Origin of the sequence: Haloferax larsenii, from assembly GCF_024730625.1 — an archaeon.
Classification (GTDB): Archaea; Halobacteriota; Halobacteria; order Halobacteriales; family Haloferacaceae; genus Haloferax; species Haloferax larsenii.
This window is the reverse complement of sequence record NZ_CP078063.1, coordinates 1146436-1163045: the sequence shown is the minus strand read 5'-3', so window position 1 is coordinate 1163045 and position 16610 is coordinate 1146436. Positions and strand designations below refer to the sequence as shown.

Genomic DNA, 16610 nt, shown 5'->3' with positions numbered 1-16610 from the left:
TTTCTAAGGTGCGTGAGCCGCCCCAACAGCCTTCGAAATCGCCGATGCAACCTCTATTTCGTCATCTGCGAGGGTGAATGAGCCAATCGAGTTGCCTTCGTCGCCGAGTATCGAGACTCGGATTCGACCGCTGGACCGCTGTAGCGCGGTGTAGATATACGCTCCACCGATACCGAGGCCGAGAAGAGCGAAGACCGCACCGAATCCCATCCCGATAGCGCCGGGGAAAACCTCGTTCACACCGAGGCCGATAAGGACGCAGAGGATTGCGACCGAACTGCCGACGACGAGTTTCCACATATCGACGGGTTCCTCTCCAACCTCGATGATTTTCGCACCGGTCACGTGGTCACCTGTGAACACCGTGCTACTCACCATCTGAAGGTCTTGCCCGCTGTTGGTGTTACTCCGTTTCACTTCCAGCACCCGGCGGTCGGTAACGACGATTGCGTCTACTCCGCTTGCCCGCGCTGATTTGATTTCTTCCCCATCCGCTAAGTGTGGTCGAATCGCGTTTTTGATGCTCATGAGTTGGTCTCTTCGAGTTCTGAAACGTCTAAATCGCCAGTAAGATAGCCCTCTCCGAGGTCGTCGATTCGGTATCGTCCTCGGCGAATCTTCTCGACTAACCCGTGTTCAGTCAGTACTGATAGACGGCGACTGACCTCCTCCCGACTCTTCTCGATGTTTTCTGCGATAATCGTGGGAGACAAAATGAGGCCGGATGAACTCAACACTTCAAGAATTCTGTCATCTATTGGGAGTTGCATCCACGGTCCCGGTTTGCGCGTCGAATCTGCCACCTTGCACCGACATTCTCGTTCTTCGTATATGTCATATTTGAATCACTATGCGGTGATTTATAAATCACTATATCGTGAGGTAGATTTATGCTCTAACAATCGTATAGGATTTCTAACGGAAGCACTTCGCGGACCCGTTGCTCGTCAGCGGGTCCATCTTGAAAAGCAAGCGGACCCCGATGCTGAAGACATCGGGTCCGCGCGGGCTTCCGTGAGATAGGCACGAAAGCCATGAAATCGCACCATCCGCGGGGTATTGAATCCCCCGACCGACCGGTAGTACCGTTTTCGAACCTCCGTTTAGTTTCACCGCCGCTATCCCCCGATTTCCGGGGGACAGGTAGCTATTTTGCCACGTTTCAGTTTCACTCTGCGTTTATGGATTCGGACTTTTACGAATCCATTCCTCGTTTGAAATTGATGTCTGAGAAACAAGTTGTGCGAATCGAAGACCGAACCGACCGTTGGCGGTTCACCTGTCCGCGGTATCACCGGTCTTGGGAACCGACCAATCACCATTTCTGGTGTGAACGTTGCTCGAAAATCGAGGGTATCGACCCGGTTTTCGATGAACTGCTCGACCGGCTGACTGGCGAGCTTCGGTCTCGTGATGAGGTCCGGTTGATGACCGATACGGGGCCGTTCGATTCGGACCTCGACACCGAGGAGGAGGCGGCATGAGCCTCTTCGTCATTTTCGACTGTCCCGCTTGTGAGCGAGTCGAGAAGCTGACGCGCGAGTCAGACGAACTCTGGTCCTGTAGTGGGTGCGGTGCGACGCTCCGTGAACACCGCGACCAGAACGGCGCAACGGTTGACCTGACGGTGGTGGGAGGATGAACGAACCTTCGGAGTTGAAGCCTCGGGAGGCTGTTCGTCGGTATCTCGACCGCCGGGGGACGGAACTCTCGAAGTCGAGCCTCAAGACCTACAAGTACCGTCTGAAGCTGTGGGTTGAGTGGTGCGAGGACCGGAATATCGAGCGTGTGTCGGACTTGAACGGGTGGACGTTCGAGCAGTTCGAGGCGTTCCGCGCCGGTCAGGGTATCGCGTCGCCGACGCTCCACGGTGAGATGGAAACCCTTCTCGGCTTCGTCGAGTACCTCGAACGTATCGAGGCCGTTGATGACGGTCTCGCCGACAAGGTCCACGTTCCGAAGGTTCCGATGTCGGAGCGGTCGCGAGATACGATGTTGGCTCCTGAGGATGCGCTTCGGTTGCTCCGGTTCTACCGGTCGAACAGTAGTGTCCGCGGAACTCGGTATCATGCTGTCCTCGAACTCGCGTGGCACACTGGGGCGCGTCTCGGTGCGCTTCGTGGTCTCGACCTGCGTGATTACTACCCCGACGAGCAGTATGTCGAGTTCGTCCACCGACCGGAGTCGGATACGCCGCTGAAGAACCAGATGAATGGTGAGCGCACGGTGTCGCTCTTGCCGGAGGTCGTCGAGTCGCTGAATGCGTACATCGAGAACTTTCGGCCGGAGGGTCACGACGAGTTCGGTCGGTCGCCGTTTTTCGTCACGCACCACGGAAAGCGTATCTCGAAGCCGGGGTTTCGCGGGTGGATGTATCAGGCGACGCAGCCGTGCGTTGTTGGTCCGTGCCCGCACGAGTACGAGAAGGATTCCTGTGAGTTCGCGGGGTCGTACACGCAGGGGAGTAAGTGCCCGTCTTCTCGCGCTCCGCATCACGTTCGGACGGGGTCGATTACGTGGCATCGGGACCGTGGTTTCCCGGCTGAGGTCACGGCTGAGCGCGTGAATGCGTCTCAGCAGGTTATTGAACAGCATTACGACAAAGCTTCCCAGCGGGAGCGGATGGAGTTGCGCCGCCGCCCCCACTTGGAGAAACTTCGGATTGACTGAGCCATGAATGCCTACAACATGACTCGACGAATAGACACACTGCTGGTACGAATAAACTCGGGTAGGGAAAGGCCGGGCGGTCCCATTTCTACGCGGATTTCTTCGGCGAGCATCGCGTAGTGTATGCGAGCCACTGCGAAATCCGGGGTGTGGGGGACGACCCCGTGATTTGAGCCAAGGAGTGGAGCGAAGCGGAACGACTGAGGTTCAACATCCGGGCGGTCCCATTTTGACTCTGAATTGACATTCGAGCACCGCGTAGCGTGTGCGAGAAAGACCAAGATTGCAGTGGGGCGAGACTCCGGAATGCGGCCCAAGTAAGTTTTCGACCGTTTGAGGTGGTTACAGTGATGAGAAACGTGAGATACAAAAGACACATTTGGATGACAACCATCTGAACAATTGTGTCCTCCAGACGCCAATTCATCGCCACAGCTGTCGGAATCGTTCCGCTTGCTGGCTGTTCGCTACCCCCCAATGAGAGCGGAAACATTCAGGTTGGAAACCTCACAGAACAGAAAATTTGGGTCGAGATTACGATACGAAGCGACGGCGGACTATTTTCGGACCCCAAGCAAGTATACCATGAGAGAGTGCAAAAACCGCAAGCGCACGGCTATCGCTCGACACACACTGACGTTGCTCGCCCCGGAACGTACGACGTACAGGTCGAAGCGGAGCAGATGGAAGACGAGGAACACACCCAACGCAGTTCGAAAGACCAGGAGCGTGCCCAGCGCAGTACGCAATGGGAAGTAACCGGGGAGAAAGGTCAATCTCTCATCGTCCACATTCTAAATGGATTCGAGATAGAATTTTTCAGACAGTAATCGCCATCCATCACCGCGGAACCCCTAGGTAGCAGCAACAAGACTTTTGCGACGAGCGGGAATCCCCCCAACTAACGTGAATATTCAACCACTCGATATCCTCGGCAGTATCATGTTTCTCGTCGGCGTCCTCCTTTTGACCGGGATGCTCACGCCCACTGTCGTCGCGAGTCAACGACTGGAAACGGGAGTGATGCTGATGGTACTCGGAACCGCCGCCGTCGCGGGACCGCGCGCATACCGTGACGCCCTCGACAGAACAGAGTAACGTTCGGAGCGCGAAACTGAGTGTCAATGACCGAAAGCTCACCCCACACACCCGAACGCCGACTCGTCAGCGGTTGGCTGGAAGGAATCGGCACCCAACCGGAGGACGTGAACTGAGATGGCCGACGAAACTCACAGGCAATCCGACGAGAGTCGAATCCACGGGTCGGTTTCCGTGCAAGACGCCGAGACTCTCGCGGCGTCGATTCCGGCGGATGCAACCCTCGCGACGAGTGGGTTCGGGAGCGTCGGCTACCCGAAGGCCGTACCGCTCGCACTCGCCGAGAGCGACCGCGACCTCTCGTTGACCATCGTCAGCGGCGGCAGTGTCGGCGAGGAAATCGACACGCGACTCGTCGAAGCGGGAGCTATCGAGCGCCGCTACCCCTATCAGGTCACCACGGAGGCGCGGACGGCCATTAACGAGGGGCAAATCGCGTTTCACGACAGTCACATCTCCCGCCTCAGCGACGAAATCGAACTCGGCCAGCACGTCGATGTCGATATCGCGGTGGTCGAGGCAGTCGCCGTGGGCGACGACTGGTTCGTCCCCTCGCTTTCCATCGGGCCGACGCCGGCGTACGTCGCCGCCGCAGACCGCCTCATCGTCGAAATCAACGATTCGCTCCCGCGAGAGCTCGAAGCGATACACGACGTCTACCGGCCGGGGCGACCGCCCAACCGCAAGCCGATTCCGCTGACGCATCCCGGCGAGCGGATTGGAACCTCTCGAATCGAGTTCCCGAGCGAGAAACTCGTCGGCGTCACGAGAACCGAGCGCCGAGACACCTCGTACACGTTCCGCGAACCGACCGAGGCTGACCGCGCTATCGCGGCGAACCTTCTTGAGTTTCTGGCCGACGAGATTCACGGCAATCCGGTCTTTGCGGAATCGGTTCAACTCCAATTCGGCGTCGGAAGCCTCGGAAACGCGCTTATGGGCGCGCTCGGCGACTTCGACTTCGGCGACCGCGAGGTCAACTACTACGGCGAGGTGATACAGGACGGCCTCTTGGACCTGCTCGACGACGGACTGCTCGACGTGGCGAGTGCGACCTCCCTCGCGCTGTCCGAAGACGGCCAAGAACGGCTCTGCGAAGACATCGACCGCTACGCAGAGAACGTCGTGCTCCGACCGTCGGACATCTCCAACAACCCAGCGGTCGTCAACCGCTTCGGCGTCGTCGGCGTCAACAGCGCCCTCGAAGTCGACCTCTATGGACACGTTAATTCGACGCACCTCGGCGGGACGCACCTGCTGAACGGCATCGGCGGGAGCGGGGACTTCAACCGCAACGCGCTCGTTCCGATTGTGGCGCTGTCGTCGACCGCAAAGGAGGGCACCATCTCGCGCATCGTGCCGATGGTTCCGCACGTCGACCACACCGAACAGGATATCTCGGTCGTGATTACGGAACAGGGCGTCGCCGACTTACGCGGACTCGCACCACGAGAACGAGCCGAAGAGCTGGTCGAACACTGTGCGCATCCCGAGTATCGAAGCGACCTGCGCCGGTATCTGGAGCGGGCAGAACGAGGCGGCGGTCACATCCCACACGACCTCGAACGGGCCTTCGACTGGCAGTCAGAGGGGTGAGGCAAGCCATCGGAGAAGTAGTGCGGAGCCGAATGCAGCGTGATTTACGCCTCGAAGCCACCTGTGCCGTGGTCTCCTAGGATTCCAGCACAGAGGTCCGACCGGCCGTCTTCAGACACCCATCGCGTCGCTCGCGAGGTGTTCGTGAGCGCGGCGTCGGCGAACTCGTTCCACGTCGCTTCGGCGGCCGACCCGACTGGACAACAGGTGACGATAATCGACCCGGGTCGCATCCGCGTTGCCGCTATCGCCAACTCGTCTCGGAGGATGGCGTTCGGAACGTCGCTGAAGAACAGGTCCGTGCTGTCGTCGAGGACGGACGGCAGTTCGGTTGTCGAGTCACCCAAGCGTAACTCCCAGTGTTCCCGGAGTCGGTGGGGGACGAGCCACCCGATTTCCGGGTCGTCGAGGTCCGCAGGCAACACCGAGGTGTCTCCGAGGTCGATAGAGACGAGGGACCCGCGGGCGTTGCGGTCGAGGGCGCTCAACAGATACGCTGCACTCAGCCCCCCACGGACGCCGGTTTCGACGACCATCTCGGGTTCTGTGAGTCGAACGAGAACGGAGAGAACGTCGCGCCAGTTGTGGTAGAACACGTCCGGGCCGGTCGCGGTTCGCCGGAACGACGCCGTCAACTCCGCACGGAACTGCTCGTCGCCCGCGAGCGCAAGCCACGCGTCGGTGATGTCACGATGCGTCGCGTCGAGTCCGAGGTCCAAGACAAACGATTCGAGTTCGTTCGGGGACGGCGGGGATTCATACCGGTGTCTCGGCAGCAGTTCCGGCGTTTCGGCGGCCGAGAGATGCCGATACGCCGCCGTCGGACTGGTGAGTGCCTTTCGCGTTGCACCCGCCACGCCGTGTTGCTTGATTGGCTGGAGGAGCCGATTGGGGAGTATCGCCGCGAATACCGACTGCCGGTATTGGCTCATTCCCTTGATAGACGCACAGAAGCGTGTTAGCTAATACGTCGCTAACGACGAGCGACGGCGGCTATCACGTTCGCACCGACTTCGTTTCGGTCGCTTTCGCTGCTGTTGTTCTCGGATGGGGGACTTCGACTGCTGTCGTTCTCGGGCCGGTCGCTCTCGTTCGACTGCTGGATGACGTACCGCTGGCCGACCATCGGGTCCATGAGGCTATCGACGGGAGCGCGGTCGTCGCGGAGAATCGGCACGTCGTCGGTCGGTTCGCTGTTCCGGTAGGTCGAGACTTCGGACGCGAGATAGACGCCGACGTCGCGTTGGCGGTTCCGCTGCTGCAACTCGTTTCGGGTGACGAGCGTCGCGTTTTTCGTCGCCACCACCTCGATGTTCTGGACGACGACGCTCCCCGCGGTGGGGAAACTGTACACCTGCGGGTAGACCTGGTTAATCGTCTTGTACTCGGCGCGGTAGAACTTCGAGGCGGGGCCGCTCGGGGCGGAGATGATGTTGGCGAAGAGGATGCCGTCCTCGTCGAGTCGCTCCGAGGTGAGGCGCATGAACTCTACCGTGGTCAACTCGAACGGGACCCTGTCTTTCCGATAGGCGTCGAGGACGATGAGGTCGTACGTCTGGTTCGTCTCTTGGAGATACTGCCGTCCGCCCATCGTGTAGATGTTCAGTCGGTCCGATTCCTCGACGTCGAAGTACTCCTTTGCGACCGAGACGACTTCGGGGTCGATTTCGACCACATCGACGGTCACGTTGGGGTATTTCTCCAGAAACACTCGCGGGCCGGTGAACCCGCCGCCGCCGACGAACAACACGCGGTCGATGTCGTCCGAGAGGAGGAACGGGACGTGGAAGTACGAGGTGTAGTCGAAGACGTGTCGCGTCGGGTCGTCGAGGTCCATCGCGCTGTGGGGTTGCCCGTCGAGATAGAGCGTTCGCGTCCCGTCGGCGTCGACGACGCGAAGTTCTTGATAGGCAGTCTGAGTGTGGTAGACGGTGGTCCCGCGGTCGTCGAGACCGATGCTCCCGGTCGTCGCCGCGAGGACGAGCAAAGCGACGATACCGACGCTCCAGACGGTCTCCCGCGAACTGACGCTCGGCCGCGCGAGGTACAGCGCCGTGCCGACCGAGATGACGCCGAAGACCAGTCCGATATCGACGACGCTCAGCGACGGGATAAGGAGGTACGTGGTGGCGAACGCGCCGATGATGCTGCCGACAGTTCCCACGGCGTAGACGTGGCCCGAGGCCGCGCCAACGTCTGACTGCCCCGAGAGTTCTGCCGCGTACGGACTGACGTAGCCGAGGAGGTACGTCGGCGGGCCGAAAAGCAGCGTGACCGCCGGAAGCGAGGCGAATCGGTTGGGAAGCGGGAGCGTCGCAGTCGCCTGCAAGAAGAAGTCTCCGAGGAGGATGAGACCCGCGATGTACGCCGCCGTGGCGATGAACACCCAGACGAGTGCGGTGTTCGATGCGTTGGACGCGCGCTGGCCGCCTCGGTGGTAGCCGAGGCTCAACGCGGCGAGGAAGACGCCGATGATGCTCCCCCACGTGTAGATGCTGCTTCCGAACTCGGGGGCGACCATCCGCCCGGCGAGAATCTCCAGTCCCATGCTGGTGACCCCGGAGACGAACACGGCCAGTTCGGGGCGCGTCATCCGAACCCACGAGCGGACGGACGTCGATGCCATGTCGGTATGTCTAGGGCGGCGAACACATAAATACGAAAGCGCGGCCAGACGCGCCATGTCGTCGCTGGTCGCCGCGTCGGACCTCGCCCGCGCCGCCTACTGCCCGCGGCAACTGTACTACGCCCGCCGCGAAGAGACGCGAGAGCCGCCATCGTCGGTCGACGCGATTCGAGCACTCGCCTTCGAGTATCCGTCGCTGGTCGAGGCGCGTGACGACGAACTCACGACGCGGCCACTCGCGACGTCCCCGGAGGACTACCGCACGAACCTCCGAGAGCTACGGAACCGAGACGAGTGGGAGGCACTGACGGAGCCGGTCGCCCGCGACGTCCTCCTCACGGGAAAGGACTGCCGCGGCATCGCGCACAAACTCGTCGGCGACCCACCGATTCCGTCGTTCGTGTCACCCGGAACACCTCCAGAACAGGGCGTCTGGGAACCGCAACGCGTGAGAGCAGTCGCGCTCGCAAAGGCACTGGCGTGGGAGCGCGAGGCCGAGGTGCCGCGAGCTATCGTGGAGTATCCGGCAGTCGGTGTCGTCAGGACGGTCACCCTGACCACGAGAAACAAAGCAGCCTACCGGCGCGCGCTTCGCGTCGCGCGCGAACTCGACTTCGTCCCGCCGCGGCTCCAAGACTCGGCGAAGTGCGACGGATGTTCGTACCGGACCGAATGCGGGGTGAAGACGCGGTCGTTGAAGTCGTTACTCGGGTTCTAAATCAGCCAGCGAGTGCTACCGAGTCGCTGGAGTCGGAGCCGCTACAATTCGTTTTCGAGCCACGCTTCGATATCGTCGGCCATCGCGCCGCGACGGTGGACGATTCCCTGTCCGGGGTCGACGACCGTACTCTCGGTGCCGGGTGTCGTGCCGCCGTCGAGGACGACCGCGACGGCGTCGAGAATTTCGTCGGGGAGTTGCGACGGATTCGTGATACTCCCCGCGCCGGAGAGGTTCGCACTCGTGGCCGTCACGGGTGTTTCGGCCGCGCGGAAGAGTTCGAGCGCGAGGTCGTGGTCGGGGACGCGGACGCCGACGCGGTCGCGACCGGAGACGAGGACGTCCGGCAGGCTCTCGCGGCGTTCGACGACGACAGTCACCGGGCCGGGAAGGAACCGACGCATGAACGCTTCCTCGTGGTCGGTCACTTCGACGTAGTCGAGTGCGGAGTCGACGTCCGGGAAGCCGGCCGAGAGCGGTTTGTCGCGGTCGCGGCCCTTGATGTCGAAGACGCGTTCGACGGCCTCGGGCGAGGTGGCGTCGGCACCCATTCCGTAGACTGTTTCTGTCGGATAGACCACCGCGTCGCCGTCACGGATAGCGGCGGCCGCTCGGTGAACGTCGTCGGTGGTCGGCGCGTCGTCACTCATAGCTGAATCGAAGCGGGAGGTGAGAAAAAGGGTGACGAAAGCCGGTATTCGTGGCGTGTGGGCGTCTCGGACAGGCAGCGTCTGCTACAGGTCCGAGACAGCCGCAGCGACATCGTCGTAGTCCGGGAAGTCCGGCCACGCTTCGGCGACCCAGCGATACTGTATCTCGCGCGACTCGTCGAGGAGGAAGACCGCGGGTCGATGTTCGGTGATGCCGGCCATGTCGTCGAGGTCGTTTTCGATGCCGTATTCGGTGGCGATGCCTGCGGCGGGGTCCGAGAAGAATCGAGCGTCGACCTCGCGTTCCGCGAGGAAGGTCTTGTGCTCGTAGGGCGACGAGATGGAGACGCCGACCGCCTGCACGTCGTCGGGGACGCCGCGGTCGCGGAGGTTGTTCCAGATGTACGTCGCGGGGAACGCGCCGTCCATGGTGTGGAAGACGAGGAGAACGGGACCGTCGTCGGTCAGGTCCGACAGGGAGGCGTCCTCCCAGTATTCGTCCTCGACGAGCGGGCGGGTGAAGTCCGGCGCGGTGTCGCCGACGGCGGGCGCGTCGTGGTCGGGGAGTTCGACGACCTCGAAATCGACCATTATGCGGCCCCCTCGTAGGTGTGTTCGAGGTACTCGACGATGTTCGCCGACTCAGACATCGTGACGCCGGTGTTCTCGTCGACGATGGCGGGGACGGTTCGCTTGCCGGAGATTCGCTTGACTACGTCGCGGTCGGAGTGCATCGGTTCGACGAATCGCGATTGGTAGTTCAGCCCTTTTTCTTCGAGAACGCGAACGACGCGCTCGCAGAACGGACACGCCTGCAACCGATACAGCGTAATCGCCGGCTGGTCGTCGGACATGGGGGGTCGTTAGGAAGTTTTCACCCTAAGGGCTTCGCTCCCGGGTATCTGGGCCGCAATGCCGTCTTTGGGTGGGAGACAGTCGCTCCCCGGTGCCGACTGCCGATGCGCCCGAGGGCAACTCTTAATTTCGGTGCCATGCAAGACTTTGTAGTTACATGGGTTTGCCGCTGCTACCAATATTTCCAGCCACGATACTCGCGGCCGCACAGGTCTCGAACCTCCCGGTTGGCGACGACGTAATCACTGCCCTCGGAGTGGCTGCAATTATCGTGCTCATCGGACTCTCGGCGTTCTTCTCTTCATCCGAGATTGCGATGTTCTCGCTGGCGAAACACCGTGTCGACTCGATGGTCGAAGAGGGAGTCCCCGGTGCAAAACGGGTGAAAGCGCTGAAAGACGACCCACACCGCCTCCTCGTGACCATCCTGGTCGGAAACAACATCGCCAACATCGCGATGTCGTCCATCTCGACCGGGCTCTTGGTGTTCGTCGGCTTCCAGCAGGGCGAAGCTGTCGCCATCGCGACGTTCGGTATCACGGCAATCGTCCTGCTGTTCGGCGAGAGCGCGCCGAAGTCCTACGCGGTCGAAAACACCGAGTCGTGGTCGCTCCGCATCGCGCGCCCCCTGAAGTACGCCGAGTTGCTGCTGTTGCCACTCGTCGTCTTCTTCGACTACCTGACTCGGGTTATCAACAAAGTCACCGGTGGCCAGACGGCCATCGAGACGACGTACGTCACCCGCGACGAGATTCAGAACCTCATCGAGACGGGCGAGCGCGAGGGCGTCATCGAGGAAGAAGAGCGCGAGATGCTCGACCGCATCTTCCGCTTTAACTCGACGATTGCCAAGGAGGTCATGACCCCGCGACTGGACATGACCGCCGTCTCCAAGGACGCGACCATCGACGAGGCCATCGAAACCTGCGTCCAGGCCGACCACGAGCGCGTGCCCGTCTACGACGGCAACCTCGACAACGTCATCGGCATCGTCAACATCCGTAACCTCGTCCGCGAGAAGTACTACGGCGAACGCGGCATCAGCCTCGCCGACATCGTCTCGCCGACGCTCCACGTCCCCGAGTCGAAGAACGTCGACGAACTGATGGCCGAGATGCAGGACACCCGAATGCAGATGGTCATCGTCATCGACGAGTTCGGGACCACAGAGGGTCTCATCACGCTCGAAGACATGGTCGAAGAAATCGTCGGCGACATCCTCGAAGGCGACGAAGAAGAGCCGTTCGAAGAGGTCGACGACGATACCTTCCTCGTCCGCGGCGAGGTCAACATCGACGAGGTCAACGAGATTCTCGGAATCGAACTCCCCGAGGGCGAGGAGTTCGAGACGCTCGCCGGCTTCATCTTCAACCGCGCCGGTCGTCTCGTCGAAGAGGGCGAAGAGATAACCTACGACGACATCGTCATCCGCATCGAGCAGGTGGACAACACGCGCATCATGAAAGCGCGCATCCAGACCAACGTCGGCGGCACAGACGACGCCGACGACATCGACGACGAAGAAGAGGCGGAAGTCGAGACCGACGCCTGAGCCGCCTTCGACTCTATTTTCACCCGAGGAGCGTGAACGAAACGAGTATCAGCGCCAGCGACGCCACCGCGAGCACGACCAACTCCTGTCGCGTCTCGGTTCCCGTGGTGAGCCGCCGCGACCGTCTCCAGAAGAGAACCGAGAGGGCGAACGCTCCGAGACCGACGCTTCCGAACGTAACCCCACGAATCGAGAGGCCAGTGACGACAGCCATCGCGACGTGGTAGACGCCGAAGACGGCCCACAGAGCAGCAACGAGTGTCGCAAGTGCGGTGCGGAGGGCGCGAACAGTCACACAGAGAGTACGCTCGACACGAGCGTAAACCCGCCGTAGCTGAGGGTGAACGCGAGGAGTAGCGACCCAATCCACGCGAGGACCGTGTAGAGCATCTTCCGCCCGGAGACGCCAGCACCGCTCGCGGCGTATCCGGAACCGATGATGGCGCTGACGATGATTTCGTTGAACGAGACGGGGACGCCGAGGGCGACCGCCGTCTGTGCGATGGCGAACGAGGGAATCATCGCGGCGATAGAGCGGCGCGGCCCGAGCGAGGAGTAGTCCTGCGCGAGCGCCTTAATCATCCGCGGCGCGCCCGTCCACGACCCGGCGAGCAGACCGAGTCCGCCGCCGACGAGAAGCGCCGGGAGCGGGACAGTCACAACGTCGAGAAGCGGGACGAGCGGCCCGATGGCGAGACCGACCTGCGACCCGCCGGCAGAGAACGCGACGAGTCCACCGAGGACGAGCAGGAATCGCTGCTGTCCCGACGCGACGTCGACTGTGACCCACCGTCCGACGACCGCGGCAGCGACGAGACCGACCGCGAGCATAGAGGCGACAAACCAGAGCGTCTCGGTTCCGACACTTGCACTGACGACCAGTGAGCGAGCCGCGAGTCGCGCAATCGAGTCTGATTCGCCGGGGCCAGCGAACGCAGCGAACTCCATGTTCGCGACGAGAACGCCGACGAGACCCGCGAGGGCTGGCACGGCCCACACCTCGGAGATGCGTTCGGCGCGCAGGCCGCGGGCGGTGGCGTATGCTGCACTCCCGCCGACGAACGGCGTAAGCACCCACAGAGTGGCGATTTGTTGGTACTTGGGCCACGCTGGAGTGCCGCCCATCGCGAGACCGACGCCGACGACAGCACCGGTCACGGTGAACGCCGTCGCGATTGGGTAGCCCGCAAAGACGCCGAGCGCGACGAGCACGGCAGCCGTGAGCAGTGCCACGACCGCGGCGGGTGCCGTCAGCGTGACGCCGCCGATGAGTTCGTTTCCGACGGCGTTGGTGACGTTCGCACCTTGGAGAATCGCACCGCCGAATCCGAGGAGGCCGACGATAAAGCCCGCGCGCATCACGGAGATTGCGTTCGCGCCGACAGCCGGGGCAAACGGCGTCGACCCCGACGACCCTGCGCCGATGGCCCACGCCATGAACAGACTCGCGAGTGCTGCGACGACGAACGTCCCGACTGCGCCAATAGCTACCACAGACGAACACCTCGGTTACGCGAGGGAGTATTGTGGGACATCCTACCGCTTCCGGGCGTCGTCGTATCCCTCGCGCAGGCCCAAGAGGGTCCGTCGAACGAGGAGATACGCGAAGAAGACGAAAAGCAGCATCAAGACGAGCAGGCCCGTGAAGACGGGGTCGCCCGCCAGAAAGTCGACGATGCCGTCAACGACCAGAAGACCAGTCATGTGGCACGTCTCCGAGTCCCCGAAGTATAGCAATTTCGGCGTGTCGTCCTGCAAGAACATCAACACTCATACGTGACAGGTGAGTACGGCGAACAGATGGCCGACCTCATTCCCTCCCTTTCCGGTGGCTCGGACGACGACCGGGAAGAACGCGACCCACGGGTCATCGGCCTCGACAGCGAGGAGGCAGACGACTTTCTCGGCGCTATCTCCTCGTCTACCGCTCGGTCGATGCTCTCTGCACTCCACGAGTCGCCCGCGACACCCTCCGACCTCGCGACGGAAGTCGACACGTCGCTCCAGAACGTCCAGTACCACCTCGGGAATCTCTCGGACGCGGGGCTCATCGAAGTCACCGGCACGCGCTACTCCGAGAAAGGCCGCGAGATGAACGTCTACGCCCCCTCGGACCGCGCCCTCGTCGTCGTCGCCGGGCGCGACGAAGAGACGAAAGGCCTCAAGAGCGCGCTCTCGCGTCTCATCGGCGGCGTCGGCGTCCTCGGTATCGGCGCGGCCGTCGTCAACCGTCTCGCCAGAACAGGCCCAATTACGCCGTTTGCGATGGGAAGTAGCGCAAGCGGCGGAGACGGCGGCGGCGGTGACGGTGCCGTCAGTACGGGCAACGCCTCGACGACCACAGAATACGACGGAGCAAACGCCACCACAACGAGTGGACAGTCGGATACGATAGGAACCGAGTCGACGACGACGTCCGACGGCGGCGATGTCGGAATCTCGGAGGCGACGACGACTGACGAGGCGACGTGGACGGCGGGTGACGAGGGGACCCAAACCGTGACCGAGGAAGCGACCCGAACTGCAACCGAGGAAGCGACTGAGACAGCCGTCGAGACTGCGACCAGTGCTCCGACCGAGACAGCGACGTCGACGCCGATGCCGACCGCGGAACCGGCCGCGACCGAGACGGCAGCGACCGAGACGGTGACGACGACCCAGTACGTCACGGACACGGCGGTCGAACTCACGACTGCGTCGTCGGGAGTCGCAGATGCGATTGGGTCGCTCTCGCCGGGCGCGTTGTTCTTCCTCGGAGGGCTGACGGTCCTCGTCGCGTGGGTGACGCTCGGCCTGCTGCGTAGCTAAAACACCTCTTTTAGCCTACGGAGTGTATTTCATCTCACCACGCTATTGGTTGGGTAGAGGCTGCGTTCGGTCCCCGACGACGGGTGAATCCACCCTCCCCAGTTCCGTGCCCCTGCCCCCCGTCGTCCTCCAAACGTGGCCTCGAACAGCCCCCAAGCAAGCCCTGCCCCCGCTGATTCTTTCGGCCCCCTCCGAACCTCCCTGCTGACGCCCCTCCTGTCGGTCCTCGATGGAGAGGGAAGTCACACACTCAGTCCCGCGGGAGAATCCTGAACGTCTCGAATACGTCGCCGTCAGTCGCAACCAATCGACCGCGCAGTCCGCCATCAGGGAGTTCTTCCAACTCCGCGAACGCCTCGCGGTGGCCCCGGGGTTGGGCGTGGCTCCCCGGGTTGAGAAGCGCAACGTCGCCGCCAGTATCGACCGTCGGTCGGTGGCTGTGACCGAAGATGACTGCGTCAGCACCGCGTTCGCGTCCGAACAGTGAGAGCGCGGTACCGCCGCCGCGTCGCGTGTGCGTCATCGCAAACTCGACGCCGCCGTACGTGAAGTTTCGAGCGTCGGGAATTCGGTCGCGAATCCCCGCGTCGTCGTTGTTTCCGTAGACGCCGAGGAACCGATTCGTCTCGTCGAGGAAGTCGTCGAGGACCGACTCGCGCATGAAGTCCCCGGCGTGGACGACGAGGTCGGCGTCGTGGACCGCGTCGAGGACGGGACCAGAGAGTCGATGACCGGCTGTGCTGTGGGTGTCGGAGAGGACGACGAGCATGTGGCGACCTATGCAATGGGGGCATTGAAACCTACCGACCGCGGCGTGGATTCGGTCGTGTCGACGACGGAAACACTATCCGGGCGGGCAGAGTGGCCCACGATATGGCAGGCAGCACGTCAGTCGTCGTCGCGGCCCTCTTTGCGAACGGGGCCATCGCCATTCTCAAATTCCTCGGGTTTCTCGCGACCGGGAGTCCCTCCATGCTCTCGGAGACGTACCACTCCATCTCGGACACGGGGAATCAGGTGTTCCTCCTCATCGGAATCCGATACAGTGGGCGCAAGGCGACCCAATCACACCCGTTCGGCTTCGGCAAAGCGCAGTTCTTCTACTCGTTTCTCGTCTCGGTGATGCTCTTCGGCATCGCCGGCTGGGAGTCTGCGAAACACGGCTACAACGCCCTGATGCACCCCGGCCACGGTGGCGCTGGCGAGGCAGTTCTCCTCTTCGGGATGGAGGTTCGTCCGGTCTGGGTCAACGCCGCCATCCTCGTCGGTGCTATCGTCTTCGAGACGTACGCCTTCGTGAAGGCGAACGCCGAACTCCGCCGCCAGATAAACGAGTACGAGTGGGACGGCTTGGTGCAGGCGTTCCGCGAGACCAGCGACGTGACGACGCTGACTGCGTTCACCGAAGATGCCGTCGCCCTCGGTGGCGCGGTGCTCGCCCTCATCGGCATCGGGCTGACCGAATACACGGGCAACGAGATGTACGACGCTGCCACCGCGCTCCTCATCGGGATTATGCTCATGGGCTTCGCAATCGCGCTCGCGTGGGAGAACAAGCGCCTCCTCATCGGCGAGAGCGTGCCGACGCGAGACGAACAGCGCCTTCGCAAACTCGTTCGAGACCATCCGATGGTCTCCCACGTCGACAAGTTCAGGGCGTCCTACGTCGGGGCGGAGAAGCTACTCGTCACGCTCGACGTGAGCTTCGATTCGAGTCTCGGCACCGAAGAGATAGACGACTACATCACCGAAATCGAAGAGACACTCAAGTCCGAAGACGACCGCGTCCACTTCGTCTACATCGAACCCGAGCTATAGATGGACCTCACACTACTCGTTCCCCCGCTGATGTTCGTCGCCGCCGGTAGCTACATGTACAGACGGCCGATGTCGGTACGGAACGTAGTTCCGCCGCAGAAGTGGAAGGACTCGCCAGAGAAAGCCGAACAACTCCAGCGCGTATTAGCGAAGGCGTTGGGCGGCGCGCTCGCCCTCGGCGGTGTACTGTGGCTCGTCGTCGGACTGGCGTTCTAGCGG

22 protein-coding genes are annotated in these 16610 nt (G+C 62.1%); 11 read left to right on the top strand and 11 right to left on the bottom strand.

Going from position 1 to position 16610, the window contains the following annotated elements; all coding sequences use genetic code 11:
- Positions 1-3: 3 nt before the first annotated feature.
- Positions 4-528: a hypothetical protein gene (locus KU306_RS06010; protein WP_258303169.1), complete on the bottom strand. Its 525-nt coding sequence runs from the start codon at positions 526-528 to the stop codon at positions 4-6.
- Positions 525-770: a helix-turn-helix domain-containing protein gene (locus KU306_RS06005; RefSeq protein ID WP_258303168.1), complete on the bottom strand. Its 246-nt coding sequence runs from the start codon at positions 768-770 to the stop codon at positions 525-527. The genes KU306_RS06010 and KU306_RS06005 overlap by 4 nt, the downstream gene beginning before the upstream one ends.
- A gap of 453 nt (positions 771-1223) precedes the next feature.
- Here KU306_RS06005 and KU306_RS06000 point away from each other — a divergent pair, with 453 nt between their 5' ends.
- The 6 genes from KU306_RS06000 (at position 1224) to scpC (ending at position 5364) form a co-directional block, all read left to right on the top strand.
- Entirely contained in the window at positions 1224-1484 is a 261-nt protein-coding gene (locus KU306_RS06000; RefSeq protein ID WP_074792780.1) for a hypothetical protein, read from the top strand.
- The gene (locus tag KU306_RS05995) at positions 1481-1642 is read left to right on the top strand and encodes a hypothetical protein (RefSeq protein ID WP_170836879.1); all 162 of its coding nucleotides are present in this window, start codon (positions 1481-1483) and stop codon (positions 1640-1642) included. Before KU306_RS06000 ends, KU306_RS05995 begins: the two co-directional genes overlap by 4 nt.
- On the top strand, positions 1639-2670 hold the full coding sequence (locus KU306_RS05990; RefSeq protein WP_258303167.1) for a tyrosine-type recombinase/integrase: 1032 nt from the start codon (positions 1639-1641) through the stop codon (positions 2668-2670). The genes KU306_RS05995 and KU306_RS05990 overlap by 4 nt, the downstream gene beginning before the upstream one ends.
- A gap of 593 nt (positions 2671-3263) precedes the next feature.
- Entirely contained in the window at positions 3264-3500 is a 237-nt protein-coding gene (locus tag KU306_RS05985; RefSeq protein ID WP_258303166.1) for a hypothetical protein, read from the top strand.
- 76 nt (positions 3501-3576) lie between these two features.
- Positions 3577-3768, top strand: coding sequence for a hypothetical protein (locus tag KU306_RS05980; RefSeq protein ID WP_258303165.1), 192 nt, complete (start codon positions 3577-3579; stop codon positions 3766-3768).
- A 117-nt stretch (positions 3769-3885) separates the two neighbouring features.
- On the top strand, positions 3886-5364 hold the full coding sequence (scpC, locus tag KU306_RS05975; RefSeq protein ID WP_258303164.1) for a succinyl-CoA:acetate CoA-transferase ScpC: 1479 nt from the start codon (positions 3886-3888) through the stop codon (positions 5362-5364).
- 44 nt (positions 5365-5408) lie between these two features.
- On the opposite strand, the gene KU306_RS05970 is transcribed toward scpC, so the two are convergent.
- Together KU306_RS05970 and KU306_RS05965 are read right to left on the bottom strand one after the other, a co-directional pair.
- Entirely contained in the window at positions 5409-6296 is an 888-nt protein-coding gene (locus tag KU306_RS05970) for a class I SAM-dependent methyltransferase (protein ID WP_258303163.1), read from the bottom strand.
- Positions 6297-6337: 41 nt separating this feature from the next.
- Positions 6338-7990 carry a spermidine synthase gene (locus tag KU306_RS05965; protein WP_258303162.1) on the bottom strand — a complete coding sequence of 551 codons (1653 nt, stop codon included), beginning with the start codon at positions 7988-7990 and terminating at the stop codon, positions 6338-6340.
- 55 nt (positions 7991-8045) lie between these two features.
- Here KU306_RS05965 and KU306_RS05960 point away from each other — a divergent pair, with 55 nt between their 5' ends.
- Positions 8046-8708: a CRISPR-associated protein Cas4 gene (locus tag KU306_RS05960; protein WP_258303161.1), complete on the top strand. Its 663-nt coding sequence runs from the start codon at positions 8046-8048 to the stop codon at positions 8706-8708.
- A 41-nt stretch (positions 8709-8749) separates the two neighbouring features.
- Here the strand turns inward: KU306_RS05960 and KU306_RS05955 are convergent, their stop codons facing one another.
- The 3 genes from KU306_RS05955 to KU306_RS05945 form a co-directional block, all read right to left on the bottom strand.
- Complete coding sequence (locus KU306_RS05955) at positions 8750-9358, bottom strand: L-threonylcarbamoyladenylate synthase (RefSeq protein WP_258303160.1); 609 nt, start codon at positions 9356-9358, stop codon at positions 8750-8752.
- 84 nt (positions 9359-9442) lie between these two features.
- On the bottom strand, positions 9443-9949 hold the full coding sequence (locus KU306_RS05950) for a redoxin domain-containing protein (RefSeq protein WP_007544390.1): 507 nt from the start codon (positions 9947-9949) through the stop codon (positions 9443-9445).
- Entirely contained in the window at positions 9949-10212 is a 264-nt protein-coding gene (locus KU306_RS05945; protein WP_258303159.1) for a glutathione S-transferase N-terminal domain-containing protein, read from the bottom strand. Before KU306_RS05945 ends, KU306_RS05950 begins: the two co-directional genes overlap by 1 nt.
- A gap of 158 nt (positions 10213-10370) precedes the next feature.
- Here KU306_RS05945 and KU306_RS05940 point away from each other — a divergent pair, with 158 nt between their 5' ends.
- A complete protein-coding gene (locus KU306_RS05940) occupies positions 10371-11765 on the top strand; it encodes a hemolysin family protein (protein WP_007544388.1) in 1395 nt (464 codons plus the stop codon).
- A 19-nt stretch (positions 11766-11784) separates the two neighbouring features.
- On the opposite strand, the gene KU306_RS05935 is transcribed toward KU306_RS05940, so the two are convergent.
- The 3 genes from KU306_RS05935 to KU306_RS05925 are packed head-to-tail and all read right to left on the bottom strand — an operon-like array spanning position 11785 to position 13469.
- Positions 11785-12060 (bottom strand): hypothetical protein, encoded by a 276-nt coding sequence (locus tag KU306_RS05935; RefSeq protein ID WP_007544387.1) that lies wholly within the window; start codon positions 12058-12060, stop codon positions 11785-11787.
- Positions 12057-13259 (bottom strand): inorganic phosphate transporter, encoded by a 1203-nt coding sequence (locus tag KU306_RS05930; RefSeq protein WP_258303158.1) that lies wholly within the window; start codon positions 13257-13259, stop codon positions 12057-12059. Before KU306_RS05930 ends, KU306_RS05935 begins: the two co-directional genes overlap by 4 nt.
- A 42-nt stretch (positions 13260-13301) precedes the next feature.
- Positions 13302-13469, bottom strand: coding sequence for a DUF7859 family protein (locus KU306_RS05925; protein ID WP_193788049.1), 168 nt, complete (start codon positions 13467-13469; stop codon positions 13302-13304).
- 96 nt (positions 13470-13565) lie between these two features.
- Here KU306_RS05925 and KU306_RS05920 point away from each other — a divergent pair, with 96 nt between their 5' ends.
- Entirely contained in the window at positions 13566-14573 is a 1008-nt protein-coding gene (locus KU306_RS05920; protein WP_258303377.1) for an ArsR/SmtB family transcription factor, read from the top strand.
- Positions 14574-14823: 250 nt separating this feature from the next.
- On the opposite strand, the gene KU306_RS05915 is transcribed toward KU306_RS05920, so the two are convergent.
- On the bottom strand, positions 14824-15342 hold the full coding sequence (locus KU306_RS05915; protein ID WP_258303157.1) for a metallophosphoesterase: 519 nt from the start codon (positions 15340-15342) through the stop codon (positions 14824-14826).
- Between the two features lie 104 nt (positions 15343-15446).
- Between KU306_RS05915 and KU306_RS05910 the strand changes: the two genes are divergently transcribed.
- Positions 15447-16391 carry a cation diffusion facilitator family transporter gene (locus tag KU306_RS05910; protein WP_007544378.1) on the top strand — a complete coding sequence of 315 codons (945 nt, stop codon included), beginning with the start codon at positions 15447-15449 and terminating at the stop codon, positions 16389-16391.
- Positions 16392-16607, top strand: coding sequence for a hypothetical protein (locus KU306_RS05905; RefSeq protein ID WP_258303156.1), 216 nt, complete (start codon positions 16392-16394; stop codon positions 16605-16607).
- Positions 16608-16610 lie beyond the last annotated feature (3 nt).